This window comes from Brevundimonas sp. FG8, assembly GCF_057808845.1.
This window is the reverse complement of the sequence record NZ_JBMDIU010000003.1, coordinates 116,952-132,968: the sequence shown is the minus strand read 5'-3', so window position 1 is coordinate 132,968 and position 16,017 is coordinate 116,952. Positions and strand designations below refer to the sequence as shown.

The window sequence follows — 16,017 nt, the reverse complement described above, 5'->3', positions numbered from 1 at the left end:
CTGCACGAATTACACTCTTCACACCCGGTTTTTTCGCGCGTGCTTGAGGCGGTGCGGTGCATCTGATCGAAACCACACTTCTGCTGCTTCTGGCCGTGGTGGTGTCGGGGTCTATCGCCCGCATCACCCGCATCGCCCTGCCGCTGGTCCAGATCGGGCTGGGGGCCGGCATCGTTCTGGTCACCGGCCAGACGGTGGACCTCGAGCCGGACATTTTCTTCCTGCTCTTCCTGCCGCCACTGCTGTTCCTCGACGGCTGGCGCATCCCCAAGGAGGCGCTGGTCCGCGACCGGGCCGTCATTCTCGAACTGGCGCTGGGGCTGGTGATCTTCACCGTTGTCGGTCTGGGCTTCCTGCTCTGGTGGATGATCCCCGAGATGCCGTTGGCGGTGGCTTTCGCCCTGGCCGCCATCCTGTCGCCGACCGATCCCATCGCGGTGCAGGCCATCGCCGCCCGCGCGCCGATCCCCAAGCGGCTGATGCACATCCTCGAAGGCGAGTCCCTGCTTAACGACGCCACCGGCCTGACCGCCATGCGGCTGGCCATCGTCGCCGCCTCGACCGGGACCTTCGTCCTGACGCAGGCGATCGGCAGCTTCATGTGGCTGGCCCTGGCCGGGGTCGCGGCAGGCGTCGGCGTCACCCTGGTCATCAGCACCGTCAAGGGCTGGATCAGCCGTCGCTGGGGTGAAGACGTCGGCGCCCAGATCCTCATCAGCCTGCTGATCCCCTTCGCAGCCTATCTGGTGGCCGAGGAACTCCACGCCTCCGGCATCCTCGCCGCCGTCGCGGCGGGCGTGACCATGAGCTTCACCGAGCGGGGCGGGGCGCGGGGCCAGTCGCTGGCCATGACCCGCATCCGCCGCGCCGTGGTCTGGGATACGGTCCAGTTCGTCGCCAACGGCATGATCTTCGTCATCCTCGGCGAACAGATGCCGTCGATCCTGTCCCGCTCGGCCGAGATCGTGGCCGGGACCAGCCGCCCCGAGGTCTGGTGGCTGGCGGTCTATGTCGCCGCCACCTTCGCGGCGCTGGCGGCGCTCCGCTTCATCTGGGTGTGGACCTCCCTGCGCCTGACCCTGTTCCGCAGACGCCGGTCGGGGCCGCCGCCCAAGGTCGGCCTGCGCCTGACCGCCGTCATGTCGCTGGCCGGTGTGCGCGGGGCGATCACGCTGGCCGGTATCCTGACCGTCCCCTTCGCGCTGGACGACGGCACGCCCATGCCGGCCCGCACCCTGGCGATCTTCCTGGCCGCCTCGGTCATCATCGTCTCGCTGGTCGTCGCGACCATCGCCCTGCCGAAGCTGCTGAAGGGCGTCGAACTGCCGCCCGAGCCTTCACACCAGCGCGAGGAGGACCATGGCCGGGTCACCGCTGCGCAGGCGGCCCTGATCGCCATTGAAGACGCCTCCCACGACATGGCCGAAGGCAAGTCCAATCCCGATCTCTACAGCGATGTCGCCAGCCGTCTGATGGAGTTCTACCGTCACCGCATCGAGAGCCGGACCCGCACCGACGACGACGACGTCGAACTGGCCCGCCTCGGCGACGAGGTGGAGCGGCGCCTGCGCATCGTCGGCCTGAACGCCGAACGGGAAGAACTCCGCCGACTCGCCCGCAGCCGCGAGATCGACGAGGTCACGGCCAGGAAACTGATCCGCGAGATCGACCTGCAGGAGCTAAGATATAGCTAAGCTTCGAAGGGCCTCAGGGGCGTATCAGCCCGCAGGTAGAGCGGGTGCTTAGGGCTGCCGTCGCCATTGGTCCCGAGGCACCATAGGGGAATGCCGTCCTCGCGCAGGGCCTCGATCAGGGCCTTGCCCGCCGGGGCCAGCGCCTTGTTCAGCTTGCCGTGGCACAGGACCACCAGCCCGGCCCCCGCCGCCGCCTTGCGGATGGCGGGCAGGTTGTCGGGCGAGGAGGCCTCGACCCCCGGGGCCAGCAGCATCTTGGGGTCGGTCGCCCGGTAGTCGCCGACGTTGGCCTTGACCATGGCGTCGAAGCCCTCGCGCTGGGCGAACGTCCATTCGCGCGCACAGGTCGGATCGTTGACCGTGGCGTCCGCCGTCGAGGGGTTCATGCCGATGAACAGGATGTAGCGATCCGGGAACACCGGCCCCAGCCAGCGTCGCATCAGCTGGCGATACCGCCCGTCGGCGCTGAAGATCGCGTCGCCGTTGACGCCGGGCATCAGGGCCAGCCGGACCTTGCCGCCCGGGTCGTGCTTGTCCGCGGTCATGCCCGCTCCGCGACCTTGGCCGCGTCCCACAGGCCGTCCATCTCGGCGAGGTCCGATTGCTCAGGCGTTTTGCCCGCCTTGGCCAGCTCCGCCTCGATGAAGCCAAAGCGGCGCACGAACTTGGCGTTCGACCCCCGCAAGGCGTCCTCGGGCTCGACCCCCAGCTTGCGGGCCAGGTTGGCGACAACGAACAGCAGGTCGCCGATCTCGCCCTTCGCCTTGTCCAGATCGCCCGCGGCGATCTCGGCCCGCAGTTCGGCGACTTCCTCATGGAGCTTGTCGAAGACCTCATCGGTCGAGGGCCAGTCGAAGCCGACGCGGGCGGCGCGCCGGGTCAGCTTGGCGGCGCGGGCGAGGGCGGGCAGGCCGACGGGTACGTCGTCCAGCACCCCGTGCTGGGCCTTGGCCTTTCGCTCGGCGGCCTTGATGTCCTCCCAGCGGGCCTTCTGGGCCACGCCGTCCGCCTTGGCCGCCTCATCGCCGAAGACATGCGGATGGCGGCGCTCCAGCTTGTCGGCGATGGCGTTGGCCACGTCGTCGAAGACGAACAGCCCCTGCTCTTCGGCCATGCGGGCGTGAAAAACCACCTGGAACAGCAGGTCGCCCAGCTCGGACTTCAACTCGGTCCAGTCCTTGCGCTCGATGGCGTCGGCGACCTCATAGGCCTCCTCGAGCGTGTAGGGGGCGATGGTCTCGAAGGTCTGCTCGAGGTCCCACGGGCAGCCGCCCACGGGGGCGCGCAGGCGGGCCATGATGGCGTTCAGGCGGTCGATAGGGGTGGTCATCAGTTCAGGCTTGCTCAGGTCGTCGGGTTGGCGTCACGGGCCTCGAGCGCCTTGCGGATCTCGTCATGGCGGGCGGGGGTGAGGGGATAGTTCTTCAGCACCAGCGCCGCCGCCGCCAGCAGCAGCCCGGGCAGCAGGATGAAGAGCACCTGCAGGGCGATCAGCGAGAACTCGCTATTGCCCCCCGTCGGCGGGATGGCCTTGAAGCCCACCCATTGCAGGATCAGGTAGGGGATGAGGGCGACCACATGGCCGATCTTGGTGGTGGCGGACAGGATCGAGAACATCAGGCCGGTTCGGTCCACGCCGGTCTCCAGCCGCACCTCGTCGCCCACGTCCGCCATCATGGCGCGCAGCAGGAACAGCCCCGCCGCATAGGGCAGGCCCGCGAGGAACATCACGACCGCCGTCAGAGCGAAATTGCCGCCGGGCACAAGCGTCGCGCCGATATAGAGGGCCGCGAAGGCCAGGCTGGCGATGGCCAGCGCCTTGTCCTTGCCGACCCGCGTCGCCAGCCATGCCCAGAACGGCGCGCCGACCAGTCCGGCGACGAAGTACAGCAGCATGAACAGCGAGGCCTCGGTGTGCCCGTAGCCCTTGATCTGGCCGAAGAAGAAGAACAGCAGCGAGCCGGTGATGCCCGGTGCGACACCAAGCAGGACGTCGGCGAACAGCAGCTTGCGGACCGCCTTGCGTTTGAACAGGCTCAGGTAGGCGCCCGGTCCTCCATGCGGCGCGGCTCCCGTATTGACCGGCTCGGGCACCACCAGAAGCGCCAGCCCCATGGTGACCGGCAGGAAGATCAGGATCGCCCAGCCCATGATCCGCACGCCGTCGGCGTAATCGCCGATCCTGAGCTGGATCACCACCGTGGGCAGAATCAGGATGGCGATCACCCCGATGATGTTGAACACCTGCCACCAGCCGTAGACCCGGCTGCGCTGGTCGTACTCCGGCGCCAGCACCGAGGCCCAGCCGAGCTGTCCGAGGGTGGCGATCGAGAAGCCGAGGTACAGCACCAACAGCCAGCCGAAGAGATAGCCCGCACCCGCGCCCGGCTGGACCATCACGAACATCATCAGGGCGGCCAGCATCAGGATCGGCGTCGAGGCGACCATCCACGGACGATAGCGGCCGAACCGGGTCTTCGTCCGGTCCATCGCCCAGCCGATGAAGGGGTCGAAGGTGATGTCGATCAGGCGCACGGCCATGAACATCGTCGCGACCACGCCCAGCTCCAGCTTGACGAAGGTCGCATAGAACTCCGGCAGGGTGACGGGCAGGGCCACGCCGAACGCCGCCAGCGGCAGGCAGACGGTCGAGAAGGCGGCCAGCACGGCATTGGAGCGCCGCTGCGGCGTGGTGGTTTGGGCGGCGACGGTCATGGACGGGTCCGGAGCAACGGTCCCGAGTCGACCGTCTCGCCCACCATGCCGCCTTTGCCGCCCGCGCGCGAGCGCTCCGACAGGCCTTGCGGCGAACACAGTCTCCGGGCCACCATCGCCTCATGATCCGGGGCGTATTCCTGTCGAAGCTGATGGCCTGCGTCGCGCTCGCGACGGGGCTCGGCATGGCTGAAGCCGCGTCCGCGCAGACCCGTGGCGGCGAAGCCTGTGACGTGGATGCGGTTGACTGGGCCGCGCCGGCCTTCGCCAACGGCATATCCTTCCAGCGAATGGAATGGGCCCCGTTCAGCGCGCGGGAGTTCGGATGGGAGACCTATCTGCCGCTGATCCAGAAGGAGCTCGCCACCGACTGCGCGCCGACCTCGCCGCGCTTCGCCCGCGTGCTGGCCGAGTTCCAGTACAGTCACGGCCTGCCCGCCACCGGCTGGTTCGACGTGGCGACGTTCCAGGTCTTCCGGGGTGTCTGGCAGGAACGGCGGCCTTTCATCATGGCACGGGTCAATCAGCAGCCGTGTCCGGATCCGCCACCGCTGTACCAGCTGGGCTACCTCGTTGAGTCTGAGGAACACGCCGACCGACTGACCCGCCTGCTGCGTCGTGATGTGCTGGAGGCCTATCGCGAGTTGGTCGCCGCCGCTCGCGCGGAAGTGCCCGAGGTGGCCGCCAATCCCGAGTTGCTGCAGATATTCTCCGGCTTCCGCGACCCCGAGGCCGACGCCGCCCGCTGCGCCCAGCAGGGCAATTGCGACGGCCTGCGTCGCGCCGCCTGTTCCCCGCATCGCACCGGTACTGCGGTAGACCTCTACGTCGGCCAGATCGAGGGGCTGGGCGTCGACAACACCTCGGCGGTCAGCCGCCTGCATATGACGCGGACCGAGACCTACCGGTGGCTGGTGAAGAACGCCGGGCGTTTCGGCTTCGTACCCTATGTTTACGAGCCCTGGCACTGGGAGTGGGTCAGTCCGACCGGCGGCTATGTCGGGCCGCCTCCACCGACCTGATGCGCCCGTTGACGCCCGGCGAGATCGAACTGGCCCGCGAGGCGTTCGGGGAGACGCTGGACTATCCGCCGATCCGCTTCCTGCCGTCGCCCTGGCCTTTTGATCGCGCCTTCGTGCCGGGTCGCTGGTTCGGGCGGGACTGGATCGTCTGGCCCAAGGCGACCTTGGTGGCCGATCTGTCGACAGCGCCGCTGAAGCTTCAGTCGACCTTCATCCATGAGCTCGCTCATGTTTGGCAGGCCCAGCGAGGCGTGAACCTGCTGACCGGCAAGCTGCGGGCGGGCGACAGCGCCGCCAGCTATGCCTATCCCCTTGCCGACGACTGTGACTGGGACCATCTCAACATCGAACAGCAGGCCATGGTGATCGAGCACCGGTTCCGTCTGTCGCATGGGTTGGGCGCGCCCGCGGACAAGGCCTTCTACGACCGGGTTTGTCCCATTCATCACCACTGAATTTGCTTCAGCCTCTTGCGCGGGCGCCCGCATCATTCGAAATAAGCACTGCAACTGTTGCTTATGTCTTTCAGGAGATGGCCGATGGCCCGCGTTCTGGTTCTCTATCATTCGACCTATGGCCATATCGAAACCATGGCTGAAGCCGTCGCCGAAGGCGCGGGCTCGGTCGAAGGCGTGACTGTCGATATCAAGCGCGTGCCGGAAACCGTGCCGGAAGAACTGGCCAAGGCCTCGCACTACAAGCTCGACCAGAAGGCTCCGATCGCCAGGATCGACGACCTGAAGGACTATGACGCAATCATCATCGGCGCCGGCACCCGTTTCGGTTCGGCCGCGTCGCAGATGCGGGCCTTTCTGGATCAGGCCGGCGGGCTCTGGTTCACCGGCGCGCTGATCGGGAAGGTGGGCGGCGCGTTCACCGCCAGCGCCACCCAGCACGGCGGTCAGGAAACGACCTTCCAGGGCCTGCACAACTTCTTCATGCACCATGGCATGCCGGTGGTGGGTCTGCCCTATTCCTATCAGGCCATGATGACGCTGGACTCGGTCGAGGGCGGGGCTCCCTACGGCGCCACCACGATCACCGCCGGCGACGGTTCGCGTCAGCCGAGCGAGATTGAACTGGGCGGCGCCCGGTTCCAGGGCAAGCACATCGCCGAACTGGCGAAGAAGCTGCACGGGTAAGACAATGCGCCAGCCGGCGATCTTCTTCGGGCACGGCTCTCCGATGAATGCTCTGGGCGGTCCCTATGCGGACGCCTGGCGTGCTCTGGGCGAGGCTGTGGGCAAGCCGAAGGGCGTGGTCATGATCTCGGCTCACTGGGAAACCGGCGGGCTGGGCGTGACGGCGCAGGCCAAACCGGAAACCATCCATGATTTCGGCGGCTTCCCTGCTGAACTGCATGCGATGCAGTATCCGGCGCCGGGATCGCCGGACCTCGCCGCGCGGGTGTCGGAGCTGACCGGGGCCGTCCAGACCGATCAATGGGGGCTGGATCACGGTACATGGTCCGTTCTGGCCCACGTGTGGCCCGAGGCCGATGTACCGGTCGTGCAGCTTTCGCTGAACCGTCGGCTGACCCCGCGGGAACACTATGATCTCGCCAAGCGGCTGGCGCCGTTGCGGGACGAGGGTGTCATCATCGCCGGGTCCGGTGATTTCGTGCACAACCTGCGGACCTGGAAGCGTGCTGGCGGCGAGCCCTACGGGTGGGCCGGTCACTTCAATGAGGCGGTGAAGGCCGCCTTCATGCGCGGAGATGACGACGCCCTGATCGACTGGGTCAATCTGGCCGAGGACGCCCAGCTGAGCGTGCCGACGGATGAGCACTATCTCCCGCTGCTCTACATCGCCGCCCAGCGCGCGCCGGGCGACGATGTGAGCTTCTTCAACGACGTCATCGAGGGTGGATCAATCTCGATGACGGGCGTGCGTATCGGCTGATCAGCCCTTCTTCTGCATGGCGGCGTCGACCGACCACGGGCCGGCGCCCGCCGCGGCGAAGAACAGCCAGACGAAGCAATACAGGGCGATGGTCTCGCCACCGTTCAGGATCGGGAACGCGCCGCTCTTGGCGTGGACAAGCCAATAGCCGACGGCGCAGAAACCGGACGCCAGGAAGGCGACGGGACGGGTGAACAGGCCCAGCACCAGCAGGGCGCCGAAGGCCAGTTCCAATGGGCCCGAGAGGCCGGCGAGGCTGAGGCCCGGCGCGGGTACGTCCGGCACGGCCGGGAAGCCCAGCACCTTGGCGGTGCCGTGGCAGAGGAACATCAGCCCCGCCGCGATACGCAGAACGCTGAGCAACTGCGGTTGGTACGCAGACAGTTTGTTGAACATGAAACCCTCCCTCTCTTGTCAGAGGTGGGCACTGTGGGCCGGAGTCGGCCCGTCGCACAATGTTCTGCGTGGCCGGGGTCAGGCGGCCTTGTCGAGTTCGGCCATCTGCTGAATGGCGACATAGTCAGTCTTGCCTGTTCCCAGCACCGGCACGTCATCGACGCGCAGGATCTTCTTCGGCACGGCCAGCTCAGGCGCGCCGTGCTCGCGCGCCCATTCGGTCATGCTGGCGACATCGGCGTCCTTGCGGTCGGTGACCAACACCAGCTTCTCGCCCTTGCGGCTATCGGGGATCGAGACGACGGCGTGACGGGCGTCGGGCCAGACCGCGCTGGCCAGCCCCTCGACGGCGGTCAGGGAGACCATCTCGCCACCGATCTTGGCGAAGCGCTTCACCCGGCCGAGGATCTCGATGTAGCCTTCGTCATCAATGGCGACGATGTCGCCCGTGTCGTGCCAGCCGTTCTCCAGCGGCTCGATCTTGCGCGGGTCTTCAGGCGACAGATAGCCTTCCATCACGTTCGGACCGCGCAGGTAGAGACGACCGCCTTCGGCGATGCCCGGGACCTCGTCCAGCCGCCATTCCATGCCGGGCAGGATCTGGCCGACCGAGCCGGGACGGTTGCGGTCCGGATGATTCACGGCCACCACCGGCGCCGCTTCGGTTGCGCCATAGCCTTCCAGCAGTTTCAGACCGTGGAAGCGGGTGTTGAACAGGTGGTGGGTTTCATCGCGCACCCGTTCGGCCCCGGCGACGACGAACTGCAGGCTGTCGAAGTCGTCGGGTCCCGCCACGCGGGCGTACTGGTTCAGGAAGGTGTCCGTCGCGAACAGGATCGAGGCCTTCACCTGCGGGATCAATTCGACGATCTGCTTGGCGTGCAGCGGGGAGGGATACTGGAAGGCCTTCATCCCCTGCAGCAGGGGCAACAGGACGCCGCCGGTCAGGCCGAAGCAGTGGAAGGTCGGCAGCGGGTTGAACATCACCCACTCCGGCTTCAGGTTGATGTGCTGGGCCACCTGACGGCAGTTGGCGACCAGATTGGACTGGCTCAGCACCACGCCTTTCGGCGCGCCGAAGCTGCCGGAGGTGAACAGCACCACGCCCGGACCCGACGGATCGGTCTTCACGCGGAAGCGCCTGGGCATCATTCCAGCCGCGAGGCCGTACAGCTTGTCCTGCAGGCCGATGGTGGCGCGCACGTCGTCCAGCCAGACGATCTGGGCGGCAGTCTCGATGTCGGCGATCAGCTCTTCCAGCTTGGCCTGCTGGATGAAACGGCGGGCCGTCAGGACCTTCTTTACGCCTGCGGCGGCCAGCGCCGCCTTGATGTTCCGCTCACCCGCCGTGAAGTTGATCATCACCGGCACCCGGCCGTGCGCGTGCAGGCCGTAGAAGGTGACCACCACGCCCATGCTCGACGGCAACAGGATGCCGACACGCTCTTCCGGCGCTGTCATCGCCGCGATCTTGCGGCCGAGCACGAAGGCGGCGCGGATCAGGCCGGTGTAGGTGAGGGGCTTGCGGTCCTGGTCCTCCAGGATTTCCTTGTCGCCAAAGGTCTCGCGCGCGGCGATCAGGGCGTCGAAAATGCCTTCTTCGCCGATCGTGGCTTCAAGCGGTACGCGCAAAACTCAGTCCTCCGTCGACGCGTTGTGCCCGCGCCCGTGCTTTTGAACCGGGGAAACTAGTGCGGGGCGCTTCCAATGAAAAGATGCGTTACCTTGCGTGAGGTTCCCTCGCGCCTTGCCTTCGCCGCGCGGAAATACGACATACCGCCTTCACGCCTCCGGAGCCCGAGCCCGCCTTGGTCACCCTGATCGACACGTTGAAGAAGACGCCGTCCGAACTGCGTCACCCGGAAAAGCAGAACCGCCCGGAAACGGCTGTTCTGAAAAAGCCGGATTGGCTTCGGGTGAAAGCGCCCGGGTCGGGCCAGTACAATGCGACCAAGGATATTGTTCGCTCCAAGGGGCTGGTGACGGTTTGCGAAGAGGCCGCCTGCCCTAACATCGGCGAGTGCTGGAGCCAGAAGCACGCCACGCTCATGATCATGGGCGACACCTGCACCCGCGCCTGCGCCTTCTGCAATGTGAAGACCGGGCTGCCACAGCCGTTGGACCCGGAAGAGCCGGGCAAGGTCGGTCTTGCCGTGTCGCAGATGGGCCTGAACCACGTCGTCATCACTTCGGTGGATCGGGACGACGTGTCCGACGGTGGCGCGGCCCACTTCGCTGAAGTGGTGCGCCAGATCCGCATTCAGGCTCCGAACACCACCATCGAGATTCTGACGCCCGACTTCCTGCGCAAGGACGGGGCGGCGGCGGTGATGATCGACGCCAAGCCTGACGTCTTCAATCACAACCTCGAGACCGTTCCGCGCCTGTATCTGAAGATCAGGCCGGGCGCCCGCTACTTCCACTCGCTGCGTCTGCTGCAGATGGTCAAGGAGCGCGACCCCAACCAGTTCACCAAGTCCGGCATTATGGTCGGCTTGGGCGAGACCAAGGAAGAGGTCATGCAGGTGATGGACGATATGCGGTCCGCCGGCGTCGACTTCATCACCATTGGCCAGTACCTGCAGCCGACCCGCAAGCATGCGGCCATCGAACGGTTTGTCACTCCGGAAGAGTTCAAGGCCTATGAGGCGATCGCACGCGCCAAGGGCTTCCTGATGGTGTCCGCCAGCCCGCTGACCCGCAGCTCCCACCATGCGGGCGACGACTTCGCCCGGCTGAAGGCGGCGCGTCTGGCTCAGACTGGGCGCTGAGCCCCGCTTGGCCGTTCACCGCGTTACGAAAATCCTGCCTTATCAGCCGGATCAGCTCGCGGAGCTGGTGGCGGATGTGAAGGCCTATCCGGCCTTCGTGAAGTGGGTGACCGGCATGCGGGTGTGGAACCCGCGTGAGGAGCGACCCGGCGTGACCGTGGTGGATGCGGAGGCCTCCGTCGGTTTCTCCTTCCTGACCGAGCGTTTCTCGACCTGGGTTCGGCACGACCGCAATGCACCTATGGTTGAGGTCGGCCTGTTGCGGGGGCCGTTCCGGCACCTGAGGAACCGCTGGCAGTTCTTCCCTGACGAAAAGGGGACGCGGGTCGAGTTCATGATCGACTTCGCCTTTGCCAATCCGCTCCTCAACGGCATGCTGCAGGCGAACTTCGACCGCGCGGTCTCGGCCCTGATGAGCAGCTTTGAGGCCGAGGCGGCGCGCAGGTACGGGCAGCAGGCATGAGCTTTGACTTCGACGCGACGGTAGTGGGGGCCGGCGCGGTCGGTCTGGCGTGCGGCCGCGCGCTGGCGAAGCGGGGGCTGTCGGTTCTTGTGCTCGAGAAGGAACCGCACATCGGTCAGGGCGTCTCTTCGCGCAACAGCGAGGTCATCCACGGCGGGCTCTATTATCCTACGGGCTCGCTCAAGGCGCGGTTCTGTGTCGAGGGGCGGCGAGCGCTTTACGCCTTTCTGGACAGCCACAAGGTCGACTATCGCAAATGCGGCAAGCTGGTCGTGGCGACCGAAGAGGCCGAGGTCGAGCGGATCGAGACCATCTTCCAGCAGGCCACCGCCAATGGCGTCGAGGGACTGGAGCACCTGACCGGGGCGCAGGCGCGGGCCATGGAGCCGGGACTGAACGCCCATGCGGCCATCCTGTCGCCGGAGAGCGGCCTGTTCGCCAGTCATGACTATATGCTGGCCTTGCAAGGCGAGATCGAGGACGCCGGTGGATCGGTGGTGTTGTCCACTCCGTTCGAGCGTGCCGAGCCTCTGCCGGGCGGCGGCTTCCGGATCGTCGCGGGCGGGGAGGGCGGGGCGGCCCTGACCACAGGCCTGCTTGTGACCGCGCCGGGTCTGGGCGCACAGGCTGTGGCGGCCCGCATCGAAGGCTATCCGGCGGACCGCATCCCCAAGGGGCATTTCGGCAAGGGAGTCTATTTCCGCCTGACCGGCAAGGCGCCGTTTGAACGACTGGTCTATCCGCCGCCCGTTCCCGGCGCGCTGGGCACCCACTACCGCAAGGATCTGGGCGGACAGGCGGTGTTTGGACCGGACCTCGTCTATGTCGAGACCGAGGACTATTCGGTCGATCCGTCCAAGGCGTCGGAGTTCGAACACTACATCCGGCGGTTCTGGCCCGGTCTGCCGGAGGGCGGGCTGACCCCCGACTACGCCGGCATCCGGCCCAAGCTGCATGGCAGGGGCGAGCCGCAGCCGGACTTCCAGCTGCGCGACCGTGAGGACCATGGCATCGACGGTCTGGTGGCTCTGTTCGGCATCGAGAGCCCGGGCCTGACCAGTTCGCTGGCGATCGGCGAGGCCGTGGCGGACAGGGTGGCGCGTGACTGAACTGATGATCCGGGATGCGGTCGCTTCGGATATTCCCGCCCTCCATGCCCTGATCGAGAGCGCCTATCGCGGTGAGGCTTCGCGCGCGGGCTGGACGACCGAGGCGGACCTGCTGGACGGCCAACGCACCGACGCCGAGGACCTGGCCTCCATTCTCTCCGATCCGGACCAAGGTCTGCTGACGGCATGGGACGGCGATACCCTTGTGGGCTGTATCCTGATTGCGCGACGCGAGGCAGGGGTCGGCTATTTCGGCATGCTTTCGGTCAGGCCGAAGCTTCAGAACGCCGGGCTGGGGCGACGCCTGATCGCGACCGCTGAGCACACCATGGCCGAGAGGTTCGCCGCGCAACGTGTCCGCATCTCGGTCATCCCGCAAAGGGTCGCCCTGATCGCCTGGTACCAGAGGCTGGGCTACACGGCGACCGGTGAGACCTTGCCTTTCCCCTATGGAGACACACGGTTTGGCCTGCCGAAGCGGGATGACCTGAGCTTTATCGTGATGGAACGACACCTCAGCGTCTGACGACGGGATTGACAGCACGAAGGGCGAGCCTGAATTCGCGGATGATGGATATCGTCACGCCCCGACTGAGGCTCCGCCCGGCCCGTTCCGAAGATCTTGCGGCGGTTCACGCGGTGTTGTCGCAGCCGGAGGCGACCCGGTGGTGGTCCACGCCACCCCACGAGTCGCCTGAAACGACCGCCGTCTGGCTGGATAGCATGATCGCGGGAAATGATTCGGGTCTGGACCTGCTGATCGAGCGAGATGGCGTGGTGATCGGCAAGGCAGGGTTCTGGCGCCCGCCGGAAATCGGCTACATTCTGCATCCGGATCACTGGGGACAGGGATTGGCGACCGAAGCGATCACGGCGGTGCTTGATCGCATGTTCGCGTTGACGGAATTCGATGAGGCCGTTGCGGACGTCGACCCGGAGAATGCGCCGTCCCTGCGTTTGCTGGAAAAGCTGGGCTTCCGGCGGACAGGCTTCGAGGCCGCGACGGTGAATGTGGGCGGGGTGTGGAAGGATAGTGTTTATCTGTCGCTTTCGCGAACGGACTGGGCTCGTCGTTCCGAGACTTGAAATCGCCAGCGGGTTCATGCATAAGCCCGCGCTCGCAAGGCGGCTCCCCCTTTTTCAGGGACATGGGGCCGCCGCTATTGTTTTCGCGCCCTCATCGGCGCCCGACCAGAAGATTGAGACGGACATGGCCGTTCCGAAGCGCAAAGTATCGCCCTCGCGTCGCAACATGCGCCGCGCCCACGACGCCCTGGGGACCAACTCCTACGTCGAGGACAAGGACACCGGCGAGCTGAAGCGCCCGCACCACATTGACCTGAAGACCGGCACCTACCGCGGCCGCCAGGTTCTGACGCCGAAGGAAGACTAGTCTTCTGACGTCGCCGGCTTCGGTCGGACGAAAGATTTTAACGGCGCGCGAGGTCATCGCGCGCCGTTTTCGTGCGTTTATGGCTCCAGGAAACCTCTGGAGGCCTTCATGATCCGCCGACTTCTGCTGACCGCCGCTGCTCTGACTGTCGCCGCCTGTAATGCGCCGCAGGAGCCCGCCGCCGCGCCTGAACCCGCTCCGGCTCCCGCGCCGCAGACGCCGACCCCGCCCGTCGGCGCTGATGTGCTCACCGCGAATGGCTTCGGTCCGCTGCGGATCGGCATGACCCGCGCCGAGGTCGAAGCGGCTCTTGGGCCGGACGCCAACCCGAATGCCGTTGGTGGCGCAGATCCGGACGCTTGCGACATCTTCCATCCCGCCCGGGCGCCGGAAGGGCTGCAGGTCATGCTGGAGCGCGGCATGCTGACGAGCATCTGGCTGGTTCGCGGTTCGCCCGTGAAAACGCAGGAAGGCTACGGCATCGGTGACGACGCGGAGCGGCTGAAGGCGAACTACGGCAGCGCCGCCGCCTTCAGTCCTCACAAATACGTCGAAGCGCCGGCCGGCTATCTGACGACCTGGCCCGGAAATGGCCGCCTGCTGAACACCTATGTCGAGGACCCTGCGGCGCGCGGTATGGTGTTCGAGATCGGCAAGGACGGCAAGGTCGCCTCGATCGCCGCCGGTGGTCCGTCCATCCAGTACGTTGAGGGCTGTGCCTGACCGGGAGCGGGGCAGGGCTCTTTCCTTGCCCCGTCGCCCTCGGGCGGGCTAAACGCGGAGAGAGACAGACCTCCTGCAAGCAGAGCCCGCCATGACCGACATCGCTGAAATCGTCGCCCGCCAGATCCTCGACAGCCGGGGCAATCCGACGGTGGAAGTGGATGTGGTGCTGGAGGATGGCAGCTTCGGCCGTGCCGCGGTGCCGTCCGGCGCATCGACCGGCGCCCACGAGGCCGTGGAACTGCGTGACGGCGACAAGGACTTCTGGGGCGGCAAGGGTGTCCAAAAGGCCGTAGACGCCGTGAACGGCGAAATCTTCGACGCCCTGTCAGGCATGGATGCGGAAGACCAGCGCCGCATCGACGAGACCCTGATCGGTCTGGACGGCACGCAGAACAAGGCGCGCCTCGGCGCCAACGCCATTCTGGGCGTCTCGCTGGCCTGCGCCAAGGCCAGCGCCATTTCCTCGAACCTGCCGCTTTACCGCTATCTGGGCGGCGTCTCGGCCCGCGTTCTGCCGACCCCGATGATGAACATCATCAACGGCGGCGCGCACGCCGACAACCCGATCGACATCCAGGAATTCATGATCCTGCCGACCGGCGCTGAGGACTTCTCGGAAGCCCTGCGCATGGGCGCCGAAATCTTCCACGCGCTGAAGAAGGCCCTGAAGGATGCGGGGCATAACACCAACGTCGGCGATGAGGGTGGTTTCGCGCCGAACCTGCTGTCGGCCGAAGCCGCGCTGGAATTCATCACCAAGGCCGGTCAATCGGCGGGCTATCTGGCCGGCGAGGACTTCCATCTCGGCCTCGACGTCGCGGCGACCGAGTTCTTCAAGGACGGCAAGTATGTCATGGCGGGCGAGGGGAAGACCTTCGATGCCGACGGCATGGTTGGTTACCTGGCTGACCTGTGCGAGCGCTTCCCCATCGTTTCGATCGAGGATGGTTGCGCCGAGGATGATTTCGACGGCTGGAAGATTTTGACCGATCGTCTGGGCGACCGCGTGCAGATCGTCGGCGACGACCTGTTCGTGACCAATCCGGCCCGTCTGGCCGCCGGTATCGGCGAGGGTCTCGCCAACTCGATCCTGATCAAGGTCAATCAGGTCGGCACGCTTTCGGAGACACTGGATGCGGTCGATATGGCTCATCGCGCCGGCTACACCGCCGTCATGAGCCACCGCTCGGGCGAGACGGAGGATTCGACTATCGCCGACCTGGCGGTCGCCACCAACTGCGGTCAGATCAAGACCGGCTCGCTGGCGCGCTCGGACCGGACGGCCAAGTACAACCAGCTTCTGCGAATCGAGGAGATGCTGGGCGATCAGGCCGACTATTTCGGTGGCGGCATGTTGCTGAAATAGAGGTCGCGGATGGCGTGGCGACGGCCGTAGATTTTACGGCCAAGCTACGGTTCGTTAGGGCTTTTCGGTCATAACTCGTTGACTGCGAGTTTGCGCTCAGAAGGAGCGGTCGAGTGCCTGAACGGATGAAGCCCTACGTCCCCTCATGTGTCCTGCTTTTGCTGATCGCCTATCTGGGCGTTCAGGCCCTGACGGGCGAGCGGGGTTTGCTGAGTGGCGGCGAGCGCGATGATCTGCTGGTGCGCCGTGAGGCCCAACTGGCCGATATTCTTGAGCAAAAGCAGGATCTGGAAGTGCGCGTTCGCTATCTGCGGAACGGCAGTCTTTCGCGTGACCTGCTCGAAGAGCGCGCCCGGGCGGTTCTGGGCTTTGCCGACCCTCGCGACTACGTGATCCGCGTGACGGCTCCGGCTGCCCGGAACGTCAAGCCGCATAACTCGTGAACTTTGGTTACAGCTTC

19 protein-coding genes are annotated in these 16,017 nt (G+C 66.1%); 14 read left to right on the top strand and 5 right to left on the bottom strand.

Features of this window, described 5'->3' with window-relative positions; all coding sequences use genetic code 11:
- Window positions 1-56: 56 nt before the first annotated feature.
- Entirely contained in the window at window positions 57-1,694 is a 1,638-nt protein-coding gene (locus ACODRV_RS06960; RefSeq protein ID WP_141626585.1) for a Na+/H+ antiporter, read from the top strand.
- On the opposite strand, the gene ACODRV_RS06955 is transcribed toward ACODRV_RS06960, so the two are convergent.
- The 3 genes from ACODRV_RS06955 to ACODRV_RS06945 are packed head-to-tail and all read right to left on the bottom strand — an operon-like array spanning window position 1,691 to window position 4,409.
- A complete protein-coding gene (locus ACODRV_RS06955; RefSeq protein WP_141626586.1) occupies window positions 1,691-2,239 on the bottom strand; it encodes a DUF1643 domain-containing protein in 549 nt (182 codons plus the stop codon). The genes ACODRV_RS06960 and ACODRV_RS06955 overlap by 4 nt on opposite strands.
- A complete protein-coding gene (mazG, locus tag ACODRV_RS06950; RefSeq protein WP_488907837.1) occupies window positions 2,236-3,024 on the bottom strand; it encodes a nucleoside triphosphate pyrophosphohydrolase in 789 nt (262 codons plus the stop codon). Before mazG ends, ACODRV_RS06955 begins: the two co-directional genes overlap by 4 nt.
- 14 nt (window positions 3,025-3,038) lie before the next feature.
- Complete coding sequence (locus ACODRV_RS06945) at window positions 3,039-4,409, bottom strand: MFS transporter (RefSeq protein ID WP_141626588.1); 1,371 nt, start codon at window positions 4,407-4,409, stop codon at window positions 3,039-3,041.
- 122 nt (window positions 4,410-4,531) lie between these two features.
- On the opposite strand from ACODRV_RS06945, the gene ACODRV_RS06940 reads away from it, so the two are divergent.
- The 4 genes from ACODRV_RS06940 (at window position 4,532) to ygiD (ending at window position 7,333) form a co-directional block, all read left to right on the top strand.
- Window positions 4,532-5,431, top strand: a complete 900-nt coding sequence (locus ACODRV_RS06940; RefSeq protein WP_240811773.1) for a D-alanyl-D-alanine carboxypeptidase family protein — start codon at window positions 4,532-4,534, stop codon at window positions 5,429-5,431.
- A complete protein-coding gene (locus ACODRV_RS06935) occupies window positions 5,431-5,886 on the top strand; it encodes a hypothetical protein (RefSeq protein ID WP_488907836.1) in 456 nt (151 codons plus the stop codon). Before ACODRV_RS06940 ends, ACODRV_RS06935 begins: the two co-directional genes overlap by 1 nt.
- 84 nt (window positions 5,887-5,970) lie before the next feature.
- Entirely contained in the window at window positions 5,971-6,573 is a 603-nt protein-coding gene (wrbA, locus tag ACODRV_RS06930) for an NAD(P)H:quinone oxidoreductase (RefSeq protein WP_488907835.1), read from the top strand.
- Between the two features lie 4 nt (window positions 6,574-6,577).
- A complete protein-coding gene (gene ygiD, locus ACODRV_RS06925; RefSeq protein WP_141626591.1) occupies window positions 6,578-7,333 on the top strand; it encodes a 4,5-DOPA-extradiol-dioxygenase in 756 nt (251 codons plus the stop codon).
- On the opposite strand, the gene ACODRV_RS06920 is transcribed toward ygiD, so the two are convergent.
- Window positions 7,334-7,729, bottom strand: a complete 396-nt coding sequence (locus ACODRV_RS06920) for a DoxX family protein (RefSeq protein ID WP_488907834.1) — start codon at window positions 7,727-7,729, stop codon at window positions 7,334-7,336. It lies immediately after the preceding gene.
- Between the two features lie 78 nt (window positions 7,730-7,807).
- On the bottom strand, window positions 7,808-9,361 hold the full coding sequence (locus ACODRV_RS06915) for an AMP-binding protein (RefSeq protein ID WP_488907833.1): 1,554 nt from the start codon (window positions 9,359-9,361) through the stop codon (window positions 7,808-7,810).
- A gap of 176 nt (window positions 9,362-9,537) precedes the next feature.
- Between ACODRV_RS06915 and lipA the strand changes: the two genes are divergently transcribed.
- From lipA to ACODRV_RS06870, 9 genes are all read left to right on the top strand, one after another.
- Complete coding sequence (lipA, locus tag ACODRV_RS06910; RefSeq protein WP_488907832.1) at window positions 9,538-10,500, top strand: lipoyl synthase; 963 nt, start codon at window positions 9,538-9,540, stop codon at window positions 10,498-10,500.
- A gap of 7 nt (window positions 10,501-10,507) precedes the next feature.
- Window positions 10,508-10,963, top strand: coding sequence for a type II toxin-antitoxin system RatA family toxin (locus ACODRV_RS06905; protein WP_488907831.1), 456 nt, complete (start codon window positions 10,508-10,510; stop codon window positions 10,961-10,963).
- Window positions 10,960-12,072 (top strand): NAD(P)/FAD-dependent oxidoreductase, encoded by a 1,113-nt coding sequence (locus ACODRV_RS06900; RefSeq protein ID WP_488907830.1) that lies wholly within the window; start codon window positions 10,960-10,962, stop codon window positions 12,070-12,072. The genes ACODRV_RS06905 and ACODRV_RS06900 overlap by 4 nt, the downstream gene beginning before the upstream one ends.
- The gene (locus tag ACODRV_RS06895) at window positions 12,065-12,598 is read left to right on the top strand and encodes a GNAT family N-acetyltransferase (protein ID WP_488907829.1); all 534 of its coding nucleotides are present in this window, start codon (window positions 12,065-12,067) and stop codon (window positions 12,596-12,598) included. The genes ACODRV_RS06900 and ACODRV_RS06895 overlap by 8 nt, the downstream gene beginning before the upstream one ends.
- Window positions 12,599-12,639: 41 nt before the next feature.
- Window positions 12,640-13,158, top strand: a complete 519-nt coding sequence (locus ACODRV_RS06890) for a GNAT family N-acetyltransferase (protein ID WP_141626597.1) — start codon at window positions 12,640-12,642, stop codon at window positions 13,156-13,158.
- A gap of 124 nt (window positions 13,159-13,282) precedes the next feature.
- Window positions 13,283-13,465, top strand: coding sequence for a 50S ribosomal protein L32 (gene rpmF, locus ACODRV_RS06885; RefSeq protein WP_141626598.1), 183 nt, complete (start codon window positions 13,283-13,285; stop codon window positions 13,463-13,465).
- Between the two features lie 108 nt (window positions 13,466-13,573).
- The gene (locus ACODRV_RS06880) at window positions 13,574-14,188 is read left to right on the top strand and encodes a hypothetical protein (RefSeq protein ID WP_488907828.1); all 615 of its coding nucleotides are present in this window, start codon (window positions 13,574-13,576) and stop codon (window positions 14,186-14,188) included.
- Window positions 14,189-14,279: 91 nt separating this feature from the next.
- A complete protein-coding gene (gene eno, locus ACODRV_RS06875) occupies window positions 14,280-15,557 on the top strand; it encodes a phosphopyruvate hydratase (RefSeq protein WP_488907827.1) in 1,278 nt (425 codons plus the stop codon).
- Window positions 15,558-15,682: 125 nt separating this feature from the next.
- Complete coding sequence (locus tag ACODRV_RS06870) at window positions 15,683-16,000, top strand: FtsB family cell division protein (protein ID WP_141628281.1); 318 nt, start codon at window positions 15,683-15,685, stop codon at window positions 15,998-16,000.
- Window positions 16,001-16,017: the final 17 nt, after the last annotated feature.

Excerpts from the sequence above, each read along its gene's own strand:
- ACODRV_RS06955 (WP_141626586.1), bottom strand. The coding sequence starts at position 2,239 with ATGACCGCGGACAAGCACGACCCGGGCGGCAAGGTCCGGCTGGCCCTG.
- mazG (WP_488907837.1), bottom strand. The coding sequence starts at position 3,024 with ATGACCACCCCTATCGACCGCCTGAACGCCATCATGGCCCGCCTGCGC.
- ACODRV_RS06945 (WP_141626588.1), bottom strand. The coding sequence starts at position 4,409 with ATGACCGTCGCCGCCCAAACCACCACGCCGCAGCGGCGCTCCAATGCC.
- ACODRV_RS06940 (WP_240811773.1), top strand. The coding sequence starts at position 4,532 with ATGATCCGGGGCGTATTCCTGTCGAAGCTGATGGCCTGCGTCGCGCTC.
- ACODRV_RS06935 (WP_488907836.1), top strand. The coding sequence starts at position 5,431 with ATGCGCCCGTTGACGCCCGGCGAGATCGAACTGGCCCGCGAGGCGTTC.
- wrbA (WP_488907835.1), top strand. The coding sequence starts at position 5,971 with ATGGCCCGCGTTCTGGTTCTCTATCATTCGACCTATGGCCATATCGAA.
- ygiD (WP_141626591.1), top strand. The coding sequence starts at position 6,578 with ATGCGCCAGCCGGCGATCTTCTTCGGGCACGGCTCTCCGATGAATGCT.
- ACODRV_RS06920 (WP_488907834.1), bottom strand. The coding sequence starts at position 7,729 with ATGTTCAACAAACTGTCTGCGTACCAACCGCAGTTGCTCAGCGTTCTG.
- ACODRV_RS06900 (WP_488907830.1), top strand. The coding sequence starts at position 10,960 with ATGAGCTTTGACTTCGACGCGACGGTAGTGGGGGCCGGCGCGGTCGGT.
- ACODRV_RS06890 (WP_141626597.1), top strand. The coding sequence starts at position 12,640 with ATGATGGATATCGTCACGCCCCGACTGAGGCTCCGCCCGGCCCGTTCC.
- rpmF (WP_141626598.1), top strand. The coding sequence starts at position 13,283 with ATGGCCGTTCCGAAGCGCAAAGTATCGCCCTCGCGTCGCAACATGCGC.
- ACODRV_RS06880 (WP_488907828.1), top strand. The coding sequence starts at position 13,574 with ATGATCCGCCGACTTCTGCTGACCGCCGCTGCTCTGACTGTCGCCGCC.
- eno (WP_488907827.1), top strand. The coding sequence starts at position 14,280 with ATGACCGACATCGCTGAAATCGTCGCCCGCCAGATCCTCGACAGCCGG.
- ACODRV_RS06870 (WP_141628281.1), top strand. The coding sequence starts at position 15,683 with ATGAAGCCCTACGTCCCCTCATGTGTCCTGCTTTTGCTGATCGCCTAT.